The 24,492-nt window shown below is 32.5% G+C and carries 20 protein-coding genes and 1 tRNA gene; 7 read left to right on the forward strand and 14 right to left on the reverse strand.

The features are described from left to right. Positions 1-13: 13 nt before the first annotated feature. Genes rfbA through ACKOWY_RS01340 form a run of 8 tightly spaced genes read right to left on the reverse strand, consistent with a single transcriptional unit; the run spans position 14 to position 8,250 of the window. Positions 14-877 carry a glucose-1-phosphate thymidylyltransferase RfbA gene (gene rfbA, locus ACKOWY_RS01305; protein ID WP_408939634.1) on the reverse strand — a complete coding sequence of 288 codons (864 nt, stop codon included), beginning with the start codon at positions 875-877 and terminating at the stop codon, positions 14-16. Positions 878-879: 2 nt separating this feature from the next. Further along, positions 880-1,854 (reverse strand): hypothetical protein, encoded by a 975-nt coding sequence (locus ACKOWY_RS01310; protein WP_408939635.1) that lies wholly within the window; start codon positions 1,852-1,854, stop codon positions 880-882. 7 nt (positions 1,855-1,861) lie between these two features. Next, positions 1,862-3,550, reverse strand: a complete 1,689-nt coding sequence (locus ACKOWY_RS01315; RefSeq protein ID WP_408939636.1) for a DUF6909 family protein — start codon at positions 3,548-3,550, stop codon at positions 1,862-1,864. A 42-nt stretch (positions 3,551-3,592) separates the two neighbouring features. Beyond that, on the reverse strand, positions 3,593-4,465 hold the full coding sequence (locus ACKOWY_RS01320) for a carboxypeptidase-like regulatory domain-containing protein (protein ID WP_408939637.1): 873 nt from the start codon (positions 4,463-4,465) through the stop codon (positions 3,593-3,595). Beyond that, positions 4,465-5,331, reverse strand: coding sequence for a carboxypeptidase-like regulatory domain-containing protein (locus ACKOWY_RS01325; RefSeq protein WP_408939638.1), 867 nt, complete (start codon positions 5,329-5,331; stop codon positions 4,465-4,467). Before ACKOWY_RS01325 ends, ACKOWY_RS01320 begins: the two co-directional genes overlap by 1 nt. Beyond that, positions 5,332-6,252: a carboxypeptidase-like regulatory domain-containing protein gene (locus tag ACKOWY_RS01330; RefSeq protein WP_408939639.1), complete on the reverse strand. Its 921-nt coding sequence runs from the start codon at positions 6,250-6,252 to the stop codon at positions 5,332-5,334. A gap of 1 nt (position 6,253) precedes the next feature. After that, positions 6,254-7,741 (reverse strand): GH3 auxin-responsive promoter family protein, encoded by a 1,488-nt coding sequence (locus ACKOWY_RS01335; protein ID WP_408939640.1) that lies wholly within the window; start codon positions 7,739-7,741, stop codon positions 6,254-6,256. Beyond that, positions 7,741-8,250 (reverse strand): peptidase, encoded by a 510-nt coding sequence (locus tag ACKOWY_RS01340; RefSeq protein ID WP_408939641.1) that lies wholly within the window; start codon positions 8,248-8,250, stop codon positions 7,741-7,743. Before ACKOWY_RS01340 ends, ACKOWY_RS01335 begins: the two co-directional genes overlap by 1 nt. Positions 8,251-8,388: 138 nt before the next feature. On the opposite strand from ACKOWY_RS01340, the gene ACKOWY_RS01345 reads away from it, so the two are divergent. Continuing rightward, positions 8,389-8,583: a twin-arginine translocase TatA/TatE family subunit gene (locus ACKOWY_RS01345; RefSeq protein ID WP_408939642.1), complete on the forward strand. Its 195-nt coding sequence runs from the start codon at positions 8,389-8,391 to the stop codon at positions 8,581-8,583. Between the two features lie 83 nt (positions 8,584-8,666). Here ACKOWY_RS01345 and ACKOWY_RS01350 read toward each other — a convergent pair whose 3' ends face one another. The 3 genes from ACKOWY_RS01350 to rpiB are packed head-to-tail and all read right to left on the reverse strand — an operon-like array spanning position 8,667 to position 12,151. After that, on the reverse strand, positions 8,667-10,793 hold the full coding sequence (locus ACKOWY_RS01350; RefSeq protein WP_408939643.1) for a Tex family protein: 2,127 nt from the start codon (positions 10,791-10,793) through the stop codon (positions 8,667-8,669). A gap of 11 nt (positions 10,794-10,804) precedes the next feature. Beyond that, the gene (locus ACKOWY_RS01355; RefSeq protein WP_408939644.1) at positions 10,805-11,719 is read right to left on the reverse strand and encodes a cation diffusion facilitator family transporter; all 915 of its coding nucleotides are present in this window, start codon (positions 11,717-11,719) and stop codon (positions 10,805-10,807) included. Next, complete coding sequence (gene rpiB, locus ACKOWY_RS01360) at positions 11,720-12,151, reverse strand: ribose 5-phosphate isomerase B (RefSeq protein WP_408939645.1); 432 nt, start codon at positions 12,149-12,151, stop codon at positions 11,720-11,722. Positions 12,152-12,894: 743 nt separating this feature from the next. Between rpiB and rnr the strand changes: the two genes are divergently transcribed. From rnr to ACKOWY_RS01375, 3 genes are all read left to right on the forward strand, one after another. Continuing rightward, complete coding sequence (gene rnr, locus ACKOWY_RS01365) at positions 12,895-15,075, forward strand: ribonuclease R (protein ID WP_408939646.1); 2,181 nt, start codon at positions 12,895-12,897, stop codon at positions 15,073-15,075. A gap of 19 nt (positions 15,076-15,094) precedes the next feature. Continuing rightward, positions 15,095-15,760 carry a head GIN domain-containing protein gene (locus ACKOWY_RS01370; protein WP_408939647.1) on the forward strand — a complete coding sequence of 222 codons (666 nt, stop codon included), beginning with the start codon at positions 15,095-15,097 and terminating at the stop codon, positions 15,758-15,760. 62 nt (positions 15,761-15,822) lie between these two features. Then, the gene (locus ACKOWY_RS01375; RefSeq protein WP_408939648.1) at positions 15,823-16,509 is read left to right on the forward strand and encodes a LysE family translocator; all 687 of its coding nucleotides are present in this window, start codon (positions 15,823-15,825) and stop codon (positions 16,507-16,509) included. Positions 16,510-16,647: 138 nt separating this feature from the next. Here the strand turns inward: ACKOWY_RS01375 and ACKOWY_RS01380 are convergent. Both ACKOWY_RS01380 and folB read right to left on the reverse strand, forming a co-directional pair. Further along, positions 16,648-16,718 (reverse strand) — tRNA-Cys (locus ACKOWY_RS01380). Between the two features lie 80 nt (positions 16,719-16,798). After that, positions 16,799-17,158 (reverse strand): dihydroneopterin aldolase, encoded by a 360-nt coding sequence (gene folB, locus ACKOWY_RS01385; protein ID WP_408939649.1) that lies wholly within the window; start codon positions 17,156-17,158, stop codon positions 16,799-16,801. A gap of 104 nt (positions 17,159-17,262) precedes the next feature. On the opposite strand from folB, the gene ACKOWY_RS01390 reads away from it, so the two are divergent. Continuing rightward, the gene (locus tag ACKOWY_RS01390) at positions 17,263-18,948 is read left to right on the forward strand and encodes a glutamine--tRNA ligase/YqeY domain fusion protein (RefSeq protein WP_408939650.1); all 1,686 of its coding nucleotides are present in this window, start codon (positions 17,263-17,265) and stop codon (positions 18,946-18,948) included. Between the two features lie 27 nt (positions 18,949-18,975). On the opposite strand, the gene gltX is transcribed toward ACKOWY_RS01390, so the two are convergent. Further along, a complete protein-coding gene (gene gltX, locus ACKOWY_RS01395; RefSeq protein WP_408939651.1) occupies positions 18,976-20,484 on the reverse strand; it encodes a glutamate--tRNA ligase in 1,509 nt (502 codons plus the stop codon). 144 nt (positions 20,485-20,628) lie between these two features. Here gltX and ACKOWY_RS01400 point away from each other — a divergent pair, with 144 nt between their 5' ends. After that, positions 20,629-24,039 (forward strand): hypothetical protein, encoded by a 3,411-nt coding sequence (locus ACKOWY_RS01400; protein ID WP_408939652.1) that lies wholly within the window; start codon positions 20,629-20,631, stop codon positions 24,037-24,039. Continuing rightward, on the forward strand, positions 24,036-24,476 hold the full coding sequence (ybeY, locus tag ACKOWY_RS01405) for an rRNA maturation RNase YbeY (protein ID WP_408939653.1): 441 nt from the start codon (positions 24,036-24,038) through the stop codon (positions 24,474-24,476). The genes ACKOWY_RS01400 and ybeY overlap by 4 nt, the downstream gene beginning before the upstream one ends. The last annotated feature ends 16 nt before the right edge of the window (positions 24,477-24,492 follow it).

Here is a 24,492-nt window from a genome sequence, read left to right on the forward strand (position 1 = left end):
GGGATTGATTCTATTATTCGTTTGAAATGTCCATTAATTGATTTCCGTAGCCGCTTTTAAGCAAAGGTTCTGCCAATGCTTTTAATTGGGCTTTATCAATAAATCCCATTCTAAATGCCGCTTCTTCAATAGAACCAATTTTTAATCCCTGGCGCTCTTCTATTACTTGAACAAATTGTGCCGCCTGCATTAATGAATTGAACGTTCCGGTGTCAAACCAAGCGGTTCCTCTATCTAAAATACTTACTTTAAGTTTTCCTCTGCGTAAATATTCTTTATTTACATCGGTTATTTCTATTTCCCCTCGGTGCGACGGCTTGATATTGGAAGCGATTTCTACCACATCATTGTCATAAAAATAAACCCCTGGAACGGCATAGTTAGACTTAGGCTCTTTTGGTTTTTCTTCAATAGAAATTACATTTCCTTGTTTGTCAAAATCTACAACGCCATAGCGCTCTGGGTCATGAACATGGTATGCGTATATAATTCCACCGTCTGGGTCGTTATTTGCTTGAAGCAAATCAGCTAATCCGGTTCCGTAAAAAATATTATCTCCTAATATTAGCGCCACCTTATCGTTTCCTATGAATTTTTTTCCAATAATAAATGCCTCTGCTAAACCGTTTGGATGCTCTTGAACTTCATACTCAAATCGGCATCCATATTTTTTTCCATCGCCAAGCAGGGATTTAAAAAGTGGTAAATCATGTGGTGTAGAAATAATCAAAATTTCTTTTATTCCTGCCCACATTAATGTTGCCAATGGGTAATAAATCATTGGCTTGTTATAAATTGGCATTAACTGCTTGCTTACTGCAATGGTTAATGGGTGTAATCTTGTTCCAGATCCTCCTGCTAGAATAATTCCTTTCATATTTATGCTTTTTGAGACTTTTGATTTAAGCGTTTGATATAGCTAATAAACAAAAACAAGAAAATAAATAAAATAGGTAGTATGAATTTTAATTTATTAGCAATCCCCTTGTTGTTAATTTTATTAAGCACAACAGTGTTTTCTTTAATTATTTTATTTTGGCTAATAAGACTCAGCTTATCTTCATCAATTTTTGAAATTAATTCCTTTTTTTGTGTAATTAAACTATTTACTTCGCTGTTGTCGTTTTTAAACATCACATTAGCGTCTCCTCTAGCAATGCTAGTAGTATAGCTTTGAATCAATTTATCAATTTGTGCTATAGTAGAGTCATTTTTAATAATTCTTTCTTTAATGTTGGAGATGTTTAAATGTAAAATACTATCAAAATAAGCGTCTTTATTTAAATAAGTAATTACCGAATTAATATCTTTTTCTTCAACTTTATCTTTAGAAAAAACATTAATTTGTTGGAAATAATAATTTTTACTGGTCACCTCATCTTTAATAATATTATTAATGTCTCCTTTTTCAGACATTAACTTCAACATCTCAAAATTTTGTGAATTTTGAGCATTATTAGCGGCATTTGATGAAGTATTACTCACAAAAGAGTAAACATCAATTACAGGTTCTACCTCTATTCTTGTGAACTTTTTATAATTGGAAATTGGTAGTTCTGATTTAGAGTTTTGAATAAAATGATTATTTAAAAGGTCAACTCTTGAGTACAAATAATCATTGCTTGTAAAATTTGAATTTACGACAATCTCAGCAACATAGCTTTTTAAAAAATAATCTGCTGCTGCTCCTAGAGCACCTCCAATTATTAATAAAAATAACAAACGATAACTGTTTTTCTTAAAAAACAGAAATGTATTCATTATGGCATTATTAATAGCTTTTGAAATCGCAGCTCTTAAATTAAATAAATCTATTTCTTCTGGAATATGGTTTGATTCGTTTTTAGTACTCATTGTTAATTTATTTTATGTTAAAAATTTGTTCTAGTATTTTTATAGTAATCAAATAAGTGGGCTTAACCCCAGTGGTTCCTAATCCGCCAGAAGCTAAGGTACTTCCTGTTTCTAAAGGATTATCAGAAGCATAATACGCATACCTTACTTTCACATTTTGATTGATACTTTTTCTAATTTTAGAAGCACTTTGTATCGCTTTTTGATAATAAGACCCTTCCATTTCTAATCCTATGGCGCCCCAAGTTGAGTCATGGAAAAATTTTAATAAATCTTTATTTTGCAAAGAAGTTCCCAATACGGTAACCATTGGTCCGGCAAAAACCGGAATGTCATTTCCTTCAAACATTTTTGCGGTAAGCTCATTTTCAAAAGAATAATTATCGGCTGTGCCCTCATTAATGTGTGCATTCGGAATCATGATGTCGCCTTTACCTCCTTGAAGAATTCCGGCTTTACCCATTATTGAAACCGATTCTACATTTAAAAAATGTACTTTATCTTCTTTCTTAAATGGCTTTAATAATTCATCTATCGTTTCATATGCTTGTTCTCCAAAAGCATAATCCATTACAATAATAACTGGATTTTCACCTTTTATTGAAGCTTTAGGAAAATTCGATTTTGACCAATCAATTTTAGCGGTGTCAAAAATTTGAACATCTATATTCGTTCCTGATTGATCTGGCAAAGAAATCATTCCGTGTTGTAAAGCAAATGCTTCTACTTTGTTCCTGATTTCTTTACTGCCCGAAGCACTTAAATCTTCATAAATTTGATACTCCGATTTGCCTTTGTATTTCGTTCCTAAAACCGGAGTTGCAAAAATAGAATTCATTACCGAGTGCATGTTGGCACTTATAATATGAATAGGGCGTTCAATTAATTTATTATTGTTTAAGACTTCTTTAATGTTATTCGCCCATACCTCCCCGTGAATGTGGTGCCCAAGGCGTTCTCTTAATAACGGACTAAAAGTAATGGTTCGTTTGTTGTTGTCAACCACTTCTTCTATTGCTAGTTTTCCTAACCAATAAATTAGATGTAAAAAACGATCTGGTTTTTCGGTAGTTCCAAATGCATCGTAAATGTCTAACACTTCCGAAAAACTTCTACCCAATACATTTGAAGTGTGCGAAATGGCTTTTTCTTTTTCGGTTTGAGATAGTTTTTTTGTTTGTAAAGCGGCTTGCTCCAATTTTAACCAATCTCTTGTAACTTCATTATTTTCGTCTAATAAAACGCGGTCTTTTATTTTGTGGGATTCAATAAAGATGAATGTTAAATGCGTTAGAATATCATAAATATCGGATCTTCCGCGGGTAATTTCAACATTCATTTGTTCCTCATCAATTCGATAACAATTTCGTTTTCTTTTTGGTGGAACTATAGCTTGAAAATGAGACTGTGAATACCCTTCGTCTGAAGTTAAGTTGATGTATCTGCATTCTTCAATTCCTATCGGAAGCCTTTCAATTACATAAAGTAACCCATTAAGTTCTACTTTCTCTTCTGCAATACTTCCGTAAATTTCTGGTCGAAGCTCTAATAAAGCTTCTCGTAAAGTTTCTCCCGAAACACCCATTGGTTTATAAAAACCTCTGTTAAATAAGTGCCTCATAGTAATGTACAATCGTTCGATAGCTGCCGACGATTCTTGCGCCCTAGAACGCGAAATGTTTTTAATTTCTATCATTAAATTTTGTTTTCTAACCCGCAAAGATAGGCATTTAAAATTTTAATTGGTTAAAATTAGGTTAATTGACGGCTCGTAGACCATTCGCTTAATAGGGACTTTGTTATTATCGTATTGAATTTCTTTATTCCATTTTCCGCCCGAAAACGTAAAAAGGAAATCTCTTTCTTCTAAATTATATAAAACCAATGGTGAATACGTCTTCTTAATCGAGGTAACATTGGTATTGTAATTTGTAACCGGGATCTCTAATTTATTTCTCTCAATAATTAGTTTTTCAAAGCCCACGAAAAGTCCTTTTTTCGGCATTCGAAGATTAAAATCGGAAACATTAAAAATGTTTTTTACCACGCCAATAGGAACAGTAGCAATAAAATCTTTGGATAATAGCTCCTCTCCCGGAAAGCCGTTTTCGTCCACGCTATAAAAATGAATTTTAACGGTGGCGCCCTCTATTTTGCTGTCGGTTTCAATGGTAACTTGCTTGATGAATTTGGTTTTTTGGTAACGCGGCAAATACGGAAAGTACTTCACATCTATTCTTGGGCCGTTATCAAATGCTTGGTAAATGGCGTTTTTGCTTTTGCCAATCTCAATGATTTTGGTTTCTTTCTTTTTTAGAATTACCACATCGTTTAGTTGGTACGCTTTAGAGGCCAACCTCACTTGCATGGCTTGTGCTGCTTTTAGGGTTTTCTTTTCAAATCCTAATGCGGAGAAAATTAAGATTTTGTTTGAGCTTGTGTTGATAACAAATTCGCCATTTTCTTCGGTGCTGGCGCCTATATTCTCGTTTTCTACCCAAATATTCGCATACGGAATGGGTTTTCCGGTAATGCTGTCTTTAACGACTCCTTTAATTTGGGCGGAAACCGTGAATGAAAACACTATAAATAAAAGGTAAATTTTTTTCATTAATTTGTTAATATGATATTTATGGCTGGTTCAATGACCAAATATTGCCCTTCTCTTTCTAAATACGTAAGTTTTCTTTTCATCCATTCGTTATTTAAAAAAACATACGACTTTTCTTCTTCTGAATTATTGCAAATTATCGCTGGAGCATACAACTCTGTATCGTAATTCAATCCGTTGTATTTATACGAATAAATATACTTATTGCTTTCTATAAGCATACTTTCTAGTCCAATATCTAAACCTTTTTCAGGAAATTTTATTTTGTATTTAGAAACGTCTATTTGGGTTTTATTTCTGCCTCTTTTGACTTTTATAATGATGTCTTCATTAACTAAATCAATAATAGGTAAATCTGAAATGCTATCATGAAGTAAAATTCTAAGTTTAAAGGATGCATCTTTAATTTCTGATTGTGTAAAAACTTCAATCTCTTTTAAATAAGGTGTTTTTTTGTAAATAGTATCATAGTCAAATTTTTTAGCTATAATCTGCGGGTATTTTCCTTGTAAATGGGTAATTCTTCTAAAAACCGATTTCCCAACCAATAAAGATTCCGATTTTTTTAGTGTAATGATATCAATATTTTCTAATTCGATGCTTTTTTGACTGAGCAGTACTTCGTTTTTAGAATTTAAAATTGTTTTTTTAGAATGGTATCCAATGATGGAGAAAAACAAAGGTTTATCTTTTGCTGTTTTTATTTCAAAAGTTCCATCTTCTTTAGATGTGGTTCCAATATTCTCGTTTTCTACCCAAATATTCGCAAACGGAATTGGTTTTCCGGTAATACTGTCTTTAACGACTCCTTTTATTTGAGCGGAAAGAGCAGTTGATAAAAGAAAAAATAATGCTAATTTTTGCATTTAATTAGAAATAGTAATGTTTACGGAGGGCACTAAATAGTTGCTATGGTATTTTTTCATCAATAAATTCTCATAACTATTTGGGTTTTGTAAGATTATTTTTTCGTTTATTTCCCACTTATTATTTATTCTTTTATGCCATCCTATTTCCTCTTTTACCGGAGATAAAGGAATTTCTGGCTGATATTGTAATCCCTTTGATTTAATTTTATTGCCGTCACTATTTTTATATTCATATTCGTAATAATACTTATTTTCCTCAATTTTTAATTTTTCAAAAACAACATAAAATCCGTTTTCTGGTATGGCTATTTTTTTAACAGATAAATCAATTATGTTTTTTCTGCTTCCTTTTTTAACTTCAATAATTAAATCATCCATAATCAATTTATCGCTTGGAGAGCCGTCATTATTAATCTCTACAAGATATAATCTAATTTTAGCATTTTGAACTTTTGATAATGTTTTAAATTTCAATTCTTTTAAAAAAGGAAATTTTTCCAATTCTTCTTTAGCTACTTTAAATAAAATACCATCAACAAAATAGGCCCTATGGTATCTAAATCCTCCCGACTCATAATAGCCTATTTCTTTTTCTTCTTTTGTGGTTTTTTTATTAATTACTACATCTTCAAGTTCTATGGAAGTTGATTTTAGGATTACATTTTTAGCTTCAATAGGTTTAAGAATTTTAGTTTCAAAACCAATTGCTGAAAAAATTAAGGGTTTATTTTCATCTTTTAAATCAATTTTAAAACTCCCATCATCTTCAGAAGTTGTTCCAATGTTTTCATTCTCTATCCAAATGTTTACGTAAGGGATAGGAATATTGTTTTCATCTACAACCACCCCTTTTATTTGGGCGGAAGCTGAAATACTCACTAATAACAAAAGAAACCACAGCCTTTTTTCCTGCATCATTTTATTTTCTTTCTAATAAATCAGCAATTTTTCGGTCGTTGGCTAATCGGGGTAATTTATTTTGTCCGCCTAGTTTACCAATGGATTTCATGTATTCCTGAAATCCGTTTTTGGAAACTTTCGTGATTTTTAATGTTTTTAATACTTTTCCCACAATTAAATCGTCATAATAAACGTTTTGCTTGCGCATAGCCCCATCAATGGCTAACGCAAATTCTTCTAAATTATTGGGTTCGTTTTCAAATTCTATGAACCATTCATGGTAAGGCAATCCGGTTTCTGGGGCAATTTGTGGCGCTACCGTAAACTCGTTTACTTGAATAGTGGTTCCGTTCATGGCTTCTTGCAAAGCATGCTCTACTTCTTTTCCAATCACATGCTCGCCAAAAGCAGAAATGTAGTGCTTAATTCTACCCGAAACAATTACGCGATAGGGCTTCAAACTAGTAAATTGAACTGTGTCGCCAATGTTGTAGGCCCAAAGTCCGGAGTTGGTTGAAATTATTAATACATAATTCACGTTTAGCTCAACCTCGCCTATTGTATATCGTCTTGGATTTGGAGTAAAAAACTCTTCCGATTTTACAAATTCATAGAAAATTCCAGAATTTAAAAGCAATAACATGCCTTTTTCTTTTTGGGAATCTTGGTAGGCAAAAAATCCTTCGGAGGCGGGAAATAATTCAATTGCATCTACTTTTCGCCCGATAAGATTTTCAAATTTAGCGCGGTACGGTTCATAATTTACACCGCCATAAATAAACAAATTGAAATTATTAAAAAGGTCACCAACCGGCTTCCCTCCTTTTTGTTGCAGTTTTTCAAAATACATTTGCACCCACGACGGAATCCCCGAAATTACGGCCATATCTTCGCGGATGGTTTCTTCTACAATGGCATCTACTTTGGTTTCCCAATCTTCTATGCAATTCGTCTCCCAACTTGGAAGGCGGTTTTTTTGCAAATAGTTGGGAACAAAATGGGCTACAATTCCGGAAAGTCTACCGAATTGGATGCCGTTTTTTTCTTCAAGAATGGGACTCCCTTGCAGGAAAATCATTTTCCCGTTAACAAAATCAGCTTTACCCGTTTCGTGAATGTAATTCAAAATGGCATTTCGAGCCGCTTCAATATGAAACGGCATCGATTCTTTGGTAAGCGGAATGTATTTAGCACCCGATGTCGTTCCGGAAGTTTTGGCAAAATAAATCGGTTTCCCTTTCCATAATACATTTTCTTCGCCTTGCACTACGCGGTCTACATATGGTTTCAGCTCTTCATAATCCCGAATTGGAACTTGCTTTGCAAAATCTTCGGGGGTTTTTATTAGAGAAAAATGGTGGTCTTTGCCAAACTGCGTCTTTTCCGCTTGACGGATTAAATTTTCAAAAACTTTTTGCTGCGCAACTACCGGATTAGCAACCCATTTTTGAGTTTTGTGATGGATTACCTTGGCAAATAGTTGGGCTGCAATAGATTTTAAACTCATTATTTGTGCTTCTTTTTGGAAGATTTTTCTTTTTCTTTATCTGCCTTTTCTTGCTCGGAAACTTCTTTTCTTAGTTTTAATTCCGATTCTGTTGCGGTTAATTGTAAGTCGGGTAAAGTATCCACCGAAATGGCTAAAATAGAATCTTTGTTGACTTTGGCATATTGTAAATTTCCGTTCAATACTTTTTGAATGGATTGCAAATAGATTTCGTTTTTCTTAATTGCAAATTCCAACGAATCCGATTTTAGTGCCAACTCGGTAGCGTCTTTTTTGAGTTTGGTGGAAGTATACCCCGGAATGTATTCGCGCAAAGGGGTAAAGGCAATAATAAATGTGGTGATGAAAATAATTAAAATGGCTCCAATTGACGCCACAACGAAAACATTCATTAAAGTTAATTTTAACGAAAACAACTCTTCAAAGGTGTCTTCGTTTAAAACAACCAATCGGTTTTTAGCAAAAAGCTGTTTCTTTAATAATTGTTTTTTTAATCGTTTTTCAGACATCTTACTAGATTATAATACAAATATAGAAATTAGTTCGTAACCAAACTTGTCATTTAACCGTTCTTTAATGCTAAATAGTTGCAGAGCTAAATAAATATTTTCTACATTTGCATCACATAACTTTTAACAAGTATCATTATGAACTTTTTAACCATATTTTTAGAGCTTACAGGAATGCATGTTTTATTAATTTTGGGAGTTGCTCTACTTCTTTTTGGAGGTAAAAAAATTCCAGAATTAATGAAAGGATTAGGAGCGGGTGTTAAAGAATTTAAAAACGCAGCTAAAGAAGATCCAACTCCTGCAAAAAAAGAGGAAGAAACTAAAGAATAGGTTTTCTTTAATACAAATTAAAATCCCAACTCCCATTTCCTTTGACTAGCTTAGGATGACGGTGGGAGTTGGGATTTTTTATTTTACAAAATCATGGTAAGTTGAATTCGTTTTCGATCTTCGTCTACCTCAACTACTTTTACTTGAACATGCTGGTGTAGTTTCACCACTTCATTCACATCAGAAACATAGCCGGCTTTAAGTTGGGAGATATGCACCAAGCCGCTTTCTTTAACGCCTATATCTACAAAACAGCCAAAGGCGGTAATGTTATTCACGATTCCAGGTAATATCATTCCCGAATGCACGTCTTTTATAGTTTTTACATTGGGGTCAAATTCGAAAACTTTGGCTGCTTTTCTTGGATCCAATCCGGGTTTTACCAATTCTTTTAAAATGTCTTTTATTCCTAAAATTCCGATGGTTTCGTTGGTGTATTTTTCTGGGGAAATGGAATCTATTTTTTCTTTATTGGCGATTAATTCGTTTACCGAAATTTTCAAATCTTTTGCCATTTTTTCCACCACCGGATAAGCCTCTGGGTGCACCGCCGAATTATCTAACGGATTTTTTCCGTCTTTAATTCGAATAAATGCTGCGGCTTGTTGGTAGGCTTTGTCTCCCAATCGAGGCACTTTTTTAAGTTGTTTTCGGTCTTCAAAAGGTCCGTTTTCCGATCGGAAATTAATGATGTTTTCGGCGGTTTTTTCGCCTATTCCACTCACATAACTCAACAATGATTTACTTGCCGTATTGATATTAATTCCCACTGAATTTACACATCGAATAACAGTATTGTCTAGCTCTTCTTTTAATTTTGTTTGGTCTACATCGTGTTGGTACTGCCCCACTCCAATTGATTTGGCATCAATTTTCACCAATTCAGCTAAGGGGTCGGATAATCTTCTTCCAATTGATACCGAGCCTCGAACGGTTACATCATAACTCGGAAATTCTTCCCGCGCAATCTTACTTGCAGAATATACAGAGGCTCCAGCTTCAGAAACCACAAAAACCTGAACCGGCTTATCAAAAGCGATTTTCTTAATGAAAAATTCAGTTTCTCTAGAGGCGGTTCCGTTTCCAATGGAAATTGCTTCAATATTATAGGCATTCACCATCGATTTGATTTTTTTCATCGCCATTGCTGTTTCATTTTGCGGCTGGTGCGGATAGATGGTTTCGTTGTATAATAAATCGCCTTTTTCATCTAAACACACCACTTTACAACCGCTTCGATATCCGGGATCGATGGCTAAAATTCGTTTTTCGCCTAAGGGTGGTGCCAACAACAGCTGACTTAAATTTCCTGCAAAAACTTCGATTGCTTTACTATCGGCTTTGGCTTTGGCTTCTTGCAAAACTTCATTTGAAATAGCTGGTTGTAACAAGCGTTTGTAACTATCTTCTATTGCAAGTTGCACGTGAGAAATAGCCGGACTGTTGCTGTTTTTTATTATAATTTCATCTATTAAATCGTAGGTTTCGTCAAGATCGGTCTCTATTTTTATTTTAACAAAACCTTCGTTTTCGGCGCGAAGCATAGCTAATAATCGATGTGAAGGTGCTTTAGTTAGGGGTTCAGACCAATCAAAATATTGCGAAAATTTTTGAGCTGCCTCTTCTTCCGATTTCTTTTTTATTACTTTCGATTCGATGATTGCTTTTCTGGTATACAATCTTCGTAAGCTTTGTCGGACCGCTATATTTTCATTAATCCATTCGGCCACAATGTCTCTAGCGCCTTGAAGCGCTTCCTCTTCGTTTTTAACATTCTTATTAATATATTGCGTTGACAAGAAATCTACATCGTCATTTTTTTGAGCTATTATTAATTTTGCTAAGGGCTCCAACCCGTTTTCTCGAGCCACATCGGCACGGGTTTTTTTCTTCTTTTTATAAGGCAAATACAAGTCTTCTATTTCCTGTAAATCGAAACTTTTTTCAATTTTTGATTTTAATTCCGATGAAAGTTGCCCTTGCTCTTCAATGGTTTTTAGAATGCTTTCTTTTCTTTTTACAATTTCATCGTATTGCTTGGAAAGCTTTGCAATTTGTTCAATTACCACCTCATCTAAATTTCCGGTTTGGTCTTTTCTATATCGAGAAATAAATGGAATTGTACAGTCCTCGGATAATAATTTTAGAGTGGCTTCTATATTTTTAGGCGCCGTGTTTACTTGTGCCTGGATGAATTGTATGTTGGTCATTAACGAATTATTTAATCCTGAACAATAATTTCTTTTGGGTCTTCTTTTTTATATTCGGGCTGAATATTAATGTGGTTTATTTGGAATTTTTCAAAAACTACTTCTTCGATTTTAGCGGATATAGTATTGAATTCACTAATAGAAATATCTTTTGAACAATCTAAATGCGCTTCAAGATGCAATTCTTCTTCGTTAAGATGCCACACATGCACGTGATGTAATTTTCCGGCTCCTGGAATTTTTTCTACTTCTGCAACTATTTCTTTAATATCTATTTCGTCTGGAGTGAATAACATCAACATTTTTGTAGCTGTTATTACTAATTTATAACCTACCACAATTAAGTAGATTCCTATTAAAATAGTTAGAATTCCGTCAATCCAAAACCATCCAAAAAATTTCATCATCAATCCGCCAACAAGTACAGCAACCGAAGCCATCATATCAGTTAACAAATGCAAGTAGGCCGATTTCATATTGATGTTGTGCTCGGAGTCTTTTTGTAGAAGCAATACAGATCCTCCGTTAACTATAATTCCTAAAACGGATAGCCAAATTACAATATCAGATTCTATTGGTTTTGGATTAACAAATCGGTTTATTGCTCCATAAATCAATATAAAAGCAACAATTATTAATGTGGAAGCGTTAACAAAAGCCGCAATTAACTCGGCTCTTTTGTATCCAAATGTGTGTTCTTCGGTGGCTTTTTTTCTAGATAATTTATGCGCAATTAAACTAAATCCTAATGATAATACATCTGAAAAATTATGAAGGGCATCTGATAATAAAGCTAAACTGCCGGAAGCTATTCCTCCTATAACTTGAGCTACAGTAATTAATAAATTCAGTAATATTGAATAAACTAAATTTTTCCCTTGAACGACATGTTTATGAGAATGGGTATGCGTGTGGGTTTCTGTCATTTATTTACAAGAAATTTTATCTACACGATTGGCATGTCTTCCGCCTTCAAAATCGGTATTTAAAAAAGTATTTACAATTTCTACAGCTTGAGGAATTGAAGTGAAACGCGCCGGAATACTTACTACGTTAGCATTGTTATGTTGGCGCGCTAGCGCCGAAATTTCTTTGGTCCAACATAGTGCGGCACGAATTCCTTGGTGTTTATTAGCAGTCATAGCAATTCCGTTTCCAGAACCACAAATTACAATTCCTAAATCGGCTTTACCAGATTCTACATCTAAAGCAACCGGGTGAGCAAAATCTGGATAGTCTACACTATCTTCCGTATCTGTTCCGTGGTTAATTACTTGATGTCCATTTGAAGTTAAATAAGCAACAATAGCTTTTTTATAATCTGGTCCTGCATGATCGTTACCGATAGAAATTTTCATATTTTAAATGTATTAATTATGGAAACAAATTTAGTTATTCTAATTAGTATATCTATTTGATTTTAATAAAAATATAACTTCATGATTTACAAATAATAAGAAAATTAGTGGTTGTTATTATTTTAATTATTTGAGGTTTTTCTTGTTATTTTTTTAAGATAAATGTTAAAATTATTAATTGTTAATAGTGTTTTGTAATTCGTTGATATTCAGATAACTTTAAATTAACTTACTTTGTTGATAACTTAATAAAGAAAATTAGAAGTTTTTTTAGGTTGTATTTAAATTATTTGTAATCCAAAATTGGTTTTAAAAAATCAAATTTAGTTTTCTGTTTTTTTATAAAAGTTATCACTATAAAAATATGTTTTTTCAACCGAAATTAACAATGAAAGTTATTTACAAATTATTTAAATTTTTACTTATTAACAACTGTTTATTGTTTAAGGTTTTCTATTTAAAATTAGCGTTTTAAGTATTCAAAAGGCTGTTGATAATTAGAAATAAATAAAAATAACTTCAAAAACAATTTTTAAAAAATAAAGTTATTATACAAATTAACACCACATAATAACCATCATATATTTAAATTTAATTTTTAAAATATTTTTTTTGTTTTTAATAGATGTTGAAAACTTGGTGATTTTATAAACTTGTAAAAAGTTATATTTTCGATAAATCTATTCGGTATTCTCTATTTTCTATTTTCTTCTTCGTAAATTTAAACCTTATTAAAAAAGAATATGAGTAAATTCCCAAAAAAGTTTGGAAAAAAAGAGAAAACATTCTCTGAAAAAATCTTAAAAATCTTATCAAAACAAGCTAATAAACCCTTTAATTACAAACAAATTTGTGCTATTTTAGAATTAAACGATACTAAAAGCAGAAATGAGATTATTAAAGATTTAAAAATACTTGCAGCTCAAAAAGTAATTATTGAAAGTGAGCCTGGAAAGTATTTAGTAAAAGCGGTCAGTCAAGATTATTATGAAGGAACAATAGATATGACTTCACGAAGAACTGCTTATTTTATTTGTGAGGAATTTGAAGAAGATATTTTTATTCCTACAAATAATTTAAATCATGCTTTAGATAAAGATAAAGTTAGAGTTTATGTTTATAATAGAAGAAGAGGAAGAAAACCAGAAGGTGAAGTAATTGAAATTATAGAACGAGCTAAAACAGAATTTGTTGGAGTAATTGATATTCAAAAAAACTTTGCTTTTGTTACTACTGCTAATGCTAAAATGTATACTGATATTTTTATATCAAAAGAGAAATATAACGGAGCCGAACAAGGAGATGTAGTTTTAGTAAAAATTGAAGATTGGCCTAAAAAAGCCGATTCCCCTTTTGGAACTGTAATAAAAGTACTTGGAAAACCAGGTGAACACAATACCGAAATTCATGCAATCCTTGCTGAATATGGATTACCTTATGATTTTCCTGTAGAAGTTGAAGTTTTTGCTCAAAAATTAGATACTGCTATTCATCCAGAAGAAATAGCTAAACGTAGAGATCTTCGTGATACCTTAACTTTTACAATCGATCCAAAAGATGCAAAAGATTTTGATGATGCATTATCATTTAAAAAATTAGAAAACGGAAATTATGAAATAGGAATTCATATTGCCGATGTATCTCATTATTTACAAGAGGGAACAATTTTAGATGATGAAGCGTATCACAGAGGAACTTCGGTTTATTTAGTTGATCGAGTGGTGCCAATGCTTCCTGAAGTTTTATCTAATTTTGCTTGTTCACTTCGACCAAATGAAGAAAAATATACCTTTTCAGCTATTTTTGAAATTAATGAAAAAGCAACTGTTATCAACCAATGGTTTGGTAGAACGGTAATTAATTCCGATCAACGCTTTGCTTATGAAGAAGCACAAGTAATTATTGAAACAAAATCTTCTACTATTCCAGCTGAAATATCATTAACAGGAAAAGAATATAAAGCTTCCGATGCAATTACAGAAGCAACATTAAAATTAGATGAATTAGCTAAAATTCTTCGAAGAAACCGAATGAATAATGGTGCCATTTCTTTTGATAAAGTAGAAGTAAAATTCAATTTAGATGACAATGGAGAACCAGAAGGAGTTTATTTTAAAGTTTCTAAAGATGCTAATCATTTAATAGAAGAATTCATGCTTTTAGCTAATAGAAAAGTAGCTGAATATATTGGAAAACAAAAGAAAACATTTGTTTATAGAATTCATGATGAACCCAATGAAGATAAGCTATTCGCAATGCAAGCTTTAATTTCAAAATTTGGTTATCGAATGAATTTAAGAGATAAAAAAGATATTTCTAAATCTTTAAATCAATTGATGGCAGATGTTAATGGAAAAAAAGAACAAAATCTTATTGATACATTAGCTATTCGAACGATGAGTAAAGCAAAATATTCAACTGAAAATATAGGTCATTATGGACTAGCTTTTGATTATTACAGTCATTTTACTTCTCCAATTCGTAGGTATCCCGATGTGATGGTACACCGTTTATTGCAATATTATTTAGATGGTGGAAAAAGTGCTAACGCAGAAGAATTTGAAGAAAAATGCGAACATTCTAGTAATATGGAAAGTTTAGCCACAAATGCCGAAAGAGATTCTATCAAGTACATGCAAATAAAATACATGCAAGATCATAAAGATCAAGAGTTTCTTGGTGTTATTTCAGGTGTAACCGAGTGGGGAATTTATGTAGAAATTGTAGAAAATAAATGCGAAGGAATGTGTAGAATTCGAGAGATAAAAGATGATTATTACACTTTTGATGAAAAACAATATGCTTTAGTTGGACAAATTTCTAAAGCTTTATTACAATTAGGTGATGAAGTTTACGTTAAAGTTAAAAATGCCGATTTAGTAAAAAAACAATTGGATTTTACTTTTATTAGAAAGGAAGAATAAAAAAATAATTACGTAAAAAATGAAAAATATAGTTTATTATTTATTATTAATCAGTTCAATAGGTTTTTCACAAATTGAAAAAGAAGTAGGTGATTTTAATAAAGTAACTGCTTTTGATCAAATAGCTGTTCAATTAATTCCGGCCGAAAAAAACAAAGTTGTGTTAAACGGAAATGGATCTGAAAACGTAGAAATAATAAATAAAAATGGAGAGTTAAAAATACGAATGCCATTTACCCAATTATTAGATGGAGAAAATATTTCTGCATTAGTTTATTATAAAAATATTTCTGCAATAGAAGCAAATGAAGGTTCTCGAATTGCTGGAGAAAAAGAAATTCATACTTCTTTATTTGATATCAAAACAAAAGAAGGAGGAGAAATTAATATCAAACTTGAAGTAGATAAACTGACGGCTCGCGTAGCTAATGGAGCTAGGATTGAATTGGAAGGAACAGCTATAAATCAAGATGTGGTTGTTAATTCGGGAGGTGAATACAAAGCGGAAAAATTACATACCAATCAAACTAGTATTACTGTAAATGCTGGAGGAAATTCGCAAGTTTTTGCTACTGATTTAGTGGAGGCAAAAGTAAGAGCGGGTGGATCTATTATTATCTACGGAAAACCAAAACAGATCAATAAAAATATTCTAGCAGGAGGAACTATTCAAGAAGCTAAATAATTCATATTTTTTAATTTTTAAAATTAAAATAGTATTTTGCGACGTAATTAGTTAATTAAAAGATGCTAAACGATATTATTTCAGCTATTCCACTAGGCTTTTTTCTTAGTTTTATGATAGGACCTGTTTTTTTTGTTCTATTAGAAACTAGTGTAGTAAAAGGTTTTAAAGCGGCAATTATCTTTGATTTAGGAGTTGTTTTAGCAGATGTTATTTTTATATTAATTGCATATTTCAGTAGTTATCGCTTAATTCAAAGTATCAAAGACGATCCTGCATTATTTATTTTTGGAGGGTTGGTTATGTTAACTTACGGCATCATTTCATTTGTTAAAAACAGAAATGAATCAAAAAAAGAACTCGATCCAGAAGATCCAAAAGAGTTAGAAAAAAACAATTACCTTTCCTTATTTATTAAAGGTTTTTTCTTGAATTTTATAAATATCGGAGTACTTGGATTTTGGTTGGCAATTTTAATTACAATTGGTCCCCAATTAGAATTAAAAGCCTCCCGAATGATTACTTTTTTCACCACACTTATTGCCACTTACTTTATTACCGATATTTGTAAAATACTAGCTGCAAAGCAATTAAGAAATAAATTAAATCCAAATAATATTTTAATTATTAAAAAGTTTATTAGTATTGTTTTAATAATTTCTGGGTTGTTTTTACTTTCACAAGGATTGTTTCCTAAAGACAAAAAAATTGTCAATTCTGCAATTGAACATTTGGAAGAACAGCAGTAATTTTTTAGATTCCTTCGGAATGACAAGTTGGTGATATTTTTTAGTATAATATCGACAGGATTCGAAACAAACTTTAATTAATTTTTTTTAAAAATTTGAAACAAAAAAAGAGCTACATTTCTGTAACTCTTTTTTTAGAGGCATCGTCCGGATTCGAACCGGAGTAGGAGCTTTTGCAGAGCCCAGCCTAGCCGCTCGGCCACGACGCCAATTTTATTGGATTGCAAATATATAAAAAAGTTTAAAGTTTAAAGTTTAAAGTTCAAAAACTTTTATTTTACTTCATTCACTAAGATCTATACTCTTCCATTTCAATAGTAACTGCTTCTACATCACCACCAATTGGAGGGTTTAATTTTGAAACACTTAAATTAATTCGAGAAACGGAAGCGACTTCTTTAAAAATTCTTACAATTATACGGTTGGCAACATGTTCTAGTAACTTAGATCGAATAGCCATTTCTTCAACTACGATCCGGTTTAATAAAACATAATCTACGGTGTCATTTAAATCATCTGATAGAGCCGACTTACGTAAATCAGTTTTAATTTCAAGATCAACTCTATAATCAGAGCCTATTTTTGCTTCTTCCTCAAGACAACCGTGAAATGAAAAAGTACGTATGTTTTGTAATTTAATAATTCCCATCTTTTATTTTTCTATTATAAAAACTAAATAAAAGACATCTATTATCTATTTGTCTAGTATCTATATGTCTAATTTTTTATCTTTGCTAAAATTACAAAATTATTATGTCTACAGAAGAAAAAGCCTTAAATTTTATTGAACAGATAATTGAAGAAGATTTAAAAAATGGTTTGTCTCAGGATAAATTACGTTTTCGATTTCCACCCGAACCTAACGGATATTTACACGTGGGTCATGCAAGTGCTATTTGTTTGAATTTTGGTTTAGGAATAGATTATAATGCACCTGTAAATTTACGCTTTGATGATACCAATCCTGCTAAAGAGGAGCAAGAATACGTTGACGCAATTAAAAGAGATGTTGAGTGGCTTGGATATAAATGGGATAGAGAATGTTATGCATCTGATTATTTTCAAGATTTATACGATTGGGCAATTGAGTTTATTAAAAAAGGAAAGGCCTATGTTGACAGTCAATCTTCAGAAGAAATGGCAAAACAAAAAGGAACTCCTACTACTCCTGGAACCGATTCACCTTTTAGAAACCGATCTGTAGCTGAAAACTTAGATTTATTTGAACGCATGAAAAATGGTGAATTCGAAGAAGGAACCCATATTTTACGTGCTAAAATCGATATGAAACACACCAATATGTTGATGCGCGATCCTATTATGTATCGTATTTTACATAAACACCACCACCGTACTGGTGATAAATGGTGTGTATACCCAATGTATGATTGGGCTCATGGAGAAAGTGATTATTTAGAGCAAATATCGCACTCTTTTTGCACCTTAGAATTTTTACCTCATAGAGAATTATACGACTGGTTTTTAGATCAAGTTTACGATGTTACAAAAGTACGTCCGAAGCAGAGAGAATTTGCCAGAAGAAACTTATCGCACACTGTTGTAAGTAAGCGTAAATTATTACAACTAGTTGAAGAAAAACATGTTACAGGTTGGGACGATCCAAGAATGAGTACCATTTCTGGAATGAGAAGAAGAGGTTATACACCAGCTTCTATTCGTAATTTTGCCAAAACTATTGGAATTGCTAAACGAACAAACTTAATAGATGTTTCTTTATTGGAGTTTTGTGTTCGTGAAGATTTGAATAAAATCGCGCCTCGAGTTATGGCAGTTTTGAACCCCGTTAAGCTTGTAATAACAAATTATCCAGAAGGAAATGAAGAGTGGTTAGAGGCAGAAAACAATCCGGAAGAAGAGGTATTAACTTATAGAAAAGTGCCTTTTTCTAAAGAATTGTATATCGAAAGAGAAGATTTTCAAGAAGAGGCAAATAAGAAATTTTTCCGATTAACTTTAGGTACTGAAGTGCGTTTAAAAAATGCATATATCATTAAAGGAGAAAGCGTTGTGAAAGATGCAAACGGAAACATTACTGAAATCCATTGTACTTATGATTTAGATTCTCGAAGCGGAAGCGGTACCGAAGCAAGTCAAAGAAAAGTAAAAGGAACCATTCATTGGGTGTCAATTGCTCATGCAGTACCTGCAGAAATTCGTATTTATGATCGTTTGTTTTCTCATGAAAGCCCAGACGGAAATAAAGAAATAGATTTTAAAGAATTTATCAATCCCAATTCTTTAGAAGTAATTACCGGATATGTAGAACCGAGTTTAAAAACTGCTAAAAATTTAGATCATTTTCAATTTCAGCGATTGGGTTATTATTGCGTAGATAAAGACTCTAATTCTGATAAACTAGTTTTCAATAAAACGGTTGGCCTTAGAGATACTTGGGCGAAAGTTGAAAGTAAAGAATAAAAAAAGAGGCATATGCCTCTTTTTTATTTATATATTTTTGATAGCGGATTCTAATCTTTTAATGGTTTCTTCTTTCCCAATCATTTCTGCAATATCAAAAAGATGAGGCCCTTTTAAAGCGCCCACCAAGCTCAATCGAAACGGTTGCATTACTTTACCCATTCCTATTTCGTTTTGAGTCATCCAGTCTTTTATTATGGTTTCCATATTTAAAGAAGTGAAATCTTCAATAGTTTCGATAACCGTAATTAATTGTTGTATTAAAGCAGGCGTTTCTTCTTTCCAGTTTTTTGCGGCTTTTTCATCATACGATGTTGGAGCCGCAAAGAAATAATCGGATAATTCCCAAAAATCAGTAACAAAATCTGCTCGTTCTTTTATTAAAGAAATAATTTTAATTAAATCAAGAGAAGTAGAAATTCCTTTTTCAGACAAAATTGAAGCAAAGGCTTTTGCTAAATTTTCGTTAGATTGTTCTTGTAAATAGTGGTGGTTGAACCATTTGTTTTTTTCTGGATCAAATTTAGCACCCGCTTTGTGAACTCGATTTAAATCAAATTTTTCACACAATTCTTCCAAAGTGAAAATCTCCTGATCGGTTCCATCATTCCAACCTAGTAAAGCTAAGAAATTTACGACCGCTTCAGGAAAAAATCCGTTTTCTCTGTAGCCCATCGATTTTGTCATGTTAGAAGCATCGTTCCATTCTAAAGGAAACACTGGAAATCCCATTTTATCGCCATCTCTTTTAGATAATTTTCCGTTACCAATTGGTTTTAAAATCAAAGGCAAGTGCGCAAATTGAGGCGCTTCCCAACCAAATGCTTTATATAATAAACAGTGTAAAGGCATTGATGGCAACCATTCTTCCCCACGAATAACATGCGAGGTTTCCATTAAATGATCGTCCACAATATTTGCTAAATGGTAAGTTGGCATCCCGTCTGACTTGAATAAAACTTTATCGTCTAATAAATTAGTTTCAAATTTTATATCACCACGAATAATGTCTTGTAAATGCAACGTTTCGTTTACCGGAGTTTTAAATCGAATAACATAATCAGCCCCAGAAGCAATACGTTTATTCGTTTCCTCTTCCGAAATCACCAACGAAGTATCTAATTTTTCACGGTTATGCCAATTGTAAATAAACGTTTTTCCTTCGGCTTCGTGTTGTTTTCTATGCGCATCTAAAGCTTCTGGAGTATCAAAAGCATAATAAGCCCACCCCGATTTTATTAACTGATCGGCGTATTGTTTGTACAACTGTTTTCTTTCTGATTGACGATAAGGTCCAAATTTTTCATTTTTTCCTATTGTTTCACTTGGCGCAATTCCAAGCCAATTTAAAGCTTCTAAAATATATTCTTCCGCTCCAGGAACAAAACGATTTTGATCGGTATCTTCAATTCGAAGATAAAAAACACCGTTATTTTTTTTGGCAAATAAATAATTAAAAAGAGCGGTTCTTACCCCGCCAATATGTAAAGGCCCAGTTGGACTTGGCGCAAAACGCACACGAACTTGTTTAGACATTTTAGTAAAATTTGACGCAAAGATAATCAGAAGTTGGAAGTTATATAAGCCTATATTTCTAAAAAATCCGTTTTAGAAAGAATTAACTTTTATTCTAAATAGAAATTACTACTTTTATCGGTTATAAATAAGGCAGAAATTAAATTGGAAAATAGCAGCATAATTTATCATAAACTGGAGCAGTTTATAAAGAAATATTACACCAACGAATTGTTGCGTGGTGGAATTTTCTTTATTGGAATTGGCCTGCTTTATTTTCTTTTTACCCTTAGTATTGAGTACTTTTTTTGGCTGAAGCCAAATTCTAGAACGCTTTTGTTTTGGACATTTGTAGCAGTAGAACTGTTTTTATTACTTCGATTTATTCTTTTTCCAATTTCAAAATTATTTAAGCTTCAAAACGGAATTAATTATGATGATGCTTCAAAAATTATTGGAAACCATTTCAGTGAAGTAGGGGATAAACTGACTAATTTCTTGCAACTTTCTCAAGATTCGAATACTTCAGAATTGTTACTTGCCTCGATAGATCAAAAAGCCAAAACGCTACAGCCTATTCCTTTTGTAAAAGCGATTAATTTCGGAAAGAATAAAAAATATATTCCATTGGCATTAATTCCTGTGTTGTTTTTTGCTTTTTTCTACATTTCAGGAAACGGAAATTTTATTACCCAAAGTTTGCATCGTGTGGTAAATTATAAGGAACAATTTTTACCCCCAGCACCATTTGAATTTCAGATTTTGAATTCGGATTTACAAACAGAACAAAACCAGGATTTTATATTAAAAGTTAAAACGGTTGGAAAGGTAGTTCCCGAAAACACTATGATTTTTATTGGCGAAGAGAGTTATTTTATGGAGACCTCCAAGCCAGGTGAATTTCAATTTGTGATTTCCAAACCAAAGGAAAATTTAGAATTCCACCTCGAGGCCAATGCCGTTGTTTCAAAAGATTATGAGTTGAATGTAGTTACTGTTCCAACTATTGCTAACTTCGAAATGGTTTTGAATTTTCCGAATTATTTAAATAAAAAATCAGAAGTAATTAAAGGAACCGGAAACGCTGTTGTTCCAGAAGGCACAAGAGTTACCTGGAAAATGAATACGGTTGCCACCCAAAAAGTGGAATGGCAAAACGAAGCTGCTAAATATCGTTTCACAAAAAGCGATAACCAGTTTTTACTTTCAAAAAACATTATACAGAATACCAACTATCAAATTGTAACTTCCAATAATAAAATCCAGAATTACGAAAAGTTAAACTATCAAATCACAATTGTTAAAGATCAGTTTCCAGCAATTTCTGTTGGCAACGCTCCAGATAGTCTAAAGATCGATAAAAACTTTCTTTTAGGTCAGGTTTCGGATGATTACGGACTTTCTAAGCTTCAAGTAATTTATTACCCAAAAGACAAGCCTATTAACGCAAAAAGAGCAACCATAGCCGTTAAAAAAGATGTTTATGACCAGTTTGTGTTTGCTTTCCCAAGTAATCTTCCTGTTGAAGAAGGTGTTTCCTATGAGTATTATTTCGAAGTGTTTGATAATGATGCGTTTCATAATTACAAAAGCACTAAGTCCTCTGTTTTTTCAAATCGAATAGCAACACAAACCGAGAAAGAAGATCAATTATTGCAACAACAAAATGACAATATCAATGCGATGCAGAAGTCTTTGAAAGCTCAAGATAAGCAGCTTAATGAAATGGATAAGTTGCAAAAAATGGGTAAAGAAAAAGACAATTTAGAATTTAAAGAACAGCAAAAGGTTGAAGATTTTCTAAACAAACAAAAGCAGCAAGATGAGTTGATGAAGAATTTTGCTGAAAAGATGAAAGAGAATTTAGAAAAAGTTAAAACCGAAAAGAAAGATGAGGTTAAAGAACTTTTGAAAGATCGTTTAGAAAAAGTAGAAAAAGACCTAGAAAAGAACAATAAGCTCCTGGACGAACTTCAAAAATTGAACGAAAAACTTCAAAAAGAAGAATTGTTCGATAAAATGGACAAATTAAAACAGCAAAGTAAAAACCAAACCAAAAGTTTGCAACAATTAGTTGAGCTTACCAAAAAATATTATGTAGAAAAGAAGGCAGAGCAAATCGCTGATAAATTAGATAAATTATCCGAAAAGCAAGATAAATTGGCTGCTGATGAGAAAGAAAACAGCACTGAAAAACAAAATGAGATCAACAAAGAATTTGATAAAATTCAGGAAGAATTAAAAGAATTAGAAAAAGACAACAAAGAGTTAAAAGCCCCGGTTGATCTCCCTGATACTGATGCTAAAGAAAAAAGTATTGATGAAGATTTGAAAAACGCTTCAGATCAATTGCAAAAAAAATCAAAAGAAGGAGCCAAGCCTAAGCAAAAAAGCGCCTCTAAGAAAATGAAACAAATGAGCCAAGACATGCAATCAAGCATGGAAATGGGCGAGCAGGAACAAATGGAAGAAGATGTTGCTATGTTGAGACAAATATTAGACAATTTATTGGCTTATTCTTTTTCACAAGAATCGGTCATGGGTCAGTTTAAAGGACTTAAAAGAGGCTCGCCTTCGTTTAACAAAAACCTTAAGATTCAGCAGGATTTAAAACAAGAATTTAAACACGTAGACGATAGTTTATTTGCACTATCTCTAAGAAACCCGAAACTATCCGAAGGAGTAACTGCAGAAATTGGAAACGTACAATACAATATAGACAAATCGTTAGAAACATTGGCGGAAGCTGATGTTTTTAAAGGAGTTTCCTACCAGCAATTTGCCATTAGTGCAGCAAATAAGTTGGCCGATATGTTGGCTTCTATATTGTTTAATATGCAAATGTCAATGCAAATGTCGGGTTCAGGAAAAGGCAAAGGAATGCCTTCGCCTGGAAAAGGATCTGGAGGCGATTCTCAATTGCCTGATATAATCAAAAAGCAAGGTGATTTAGAAAAGAAAATGAAAGACGGCATGAAGCCAGGAAACAAGCCGGGCGACAAACCAGGGCAAAAGTCTGGCGATAAGCCCGGAGAAAAACCAGGTGACAAACCAGGCGATGGTAAAGAAGGTGGCAAGGAAGGTAAAGGCAAACAAGGAAAAGACGGAAAATCGCAATCGGGAGGATCTCAACAAGGGGATTCTGAAGGCGAAAATGGTCAAGATGGAGAAGGAGATGCTAAAGCGATTATGGAAATTTACAAAGAGCAACAGCAATTAAGAGAGGCGCTTCAAAAAGAATTAGACAAACAAGGCGTTGGAAATCAAGGAAAAAGTGCGCTTGAACAAATGAAACAAATTGAAAAACAGTTACTTAACAAAGGTTTTAACAATGAAGTGCTCCAAAAAATATTAAATGTTAAATATGAGTTGTTAAAACTTGAAAAGGCGGTACAGCAACAAGGTGAAGAAAAGAAACGCCAATCGGAAACGTCCAAAAAAGAGTTTAGCAATACCGCTACCGCCTTGCCGTTGCGCTTACAAGAATATATAAATAGTGTAGAAATTTTAAATAGACAAACCTTACCTTTGCGTTCCAATTTTAACAAGAAGGTTCAAGAATATTTTAACAAATGATAAGTTTTAATTACGAAAACGATTTTGAATTAAGTAACGAAGAACAATTTTCGAATTGGATTTCTAGAGTTATTGCTTCAGAGGAAAAGAGAGAAGGAGAAATAAGTTATATTTTTTGTGATGACGATTATTTATTGAACTTGAATGAGCAATATTTAAATCACGATACGTTAACCGATATTATTTCATTTGATTATTCTATGGGGGATGAAATACACGGGGATATTTTTATTTCAACCGAACGCGTCAAAGATAACGCCAATGATTTTAAAGTGTTTTTCGAAGAAGAATTAAAGCGTGTTATGGTTCATGGTGTTTTACATTATTGTGGATACAAAGACAAAACAGAAGAGGACGAGGCTTTGATGCGAAGTAAAGAAGACGAGAAAATCAAAATGTTTCACGTGGAACATTTAAATAAAAAAAGGGCTATTTAGTAATAACAGTTCTAAA

Source organism: Flavobacterium sp. (assembly GCF_046073885.1).
In the GTDB taxonomy this organism is placed as follows: domain Bacteria; phylum Bacteroidota; class Bacteroidia; order Flavobacteriales; family Flavobacteriaceae; genus Flavobacterium.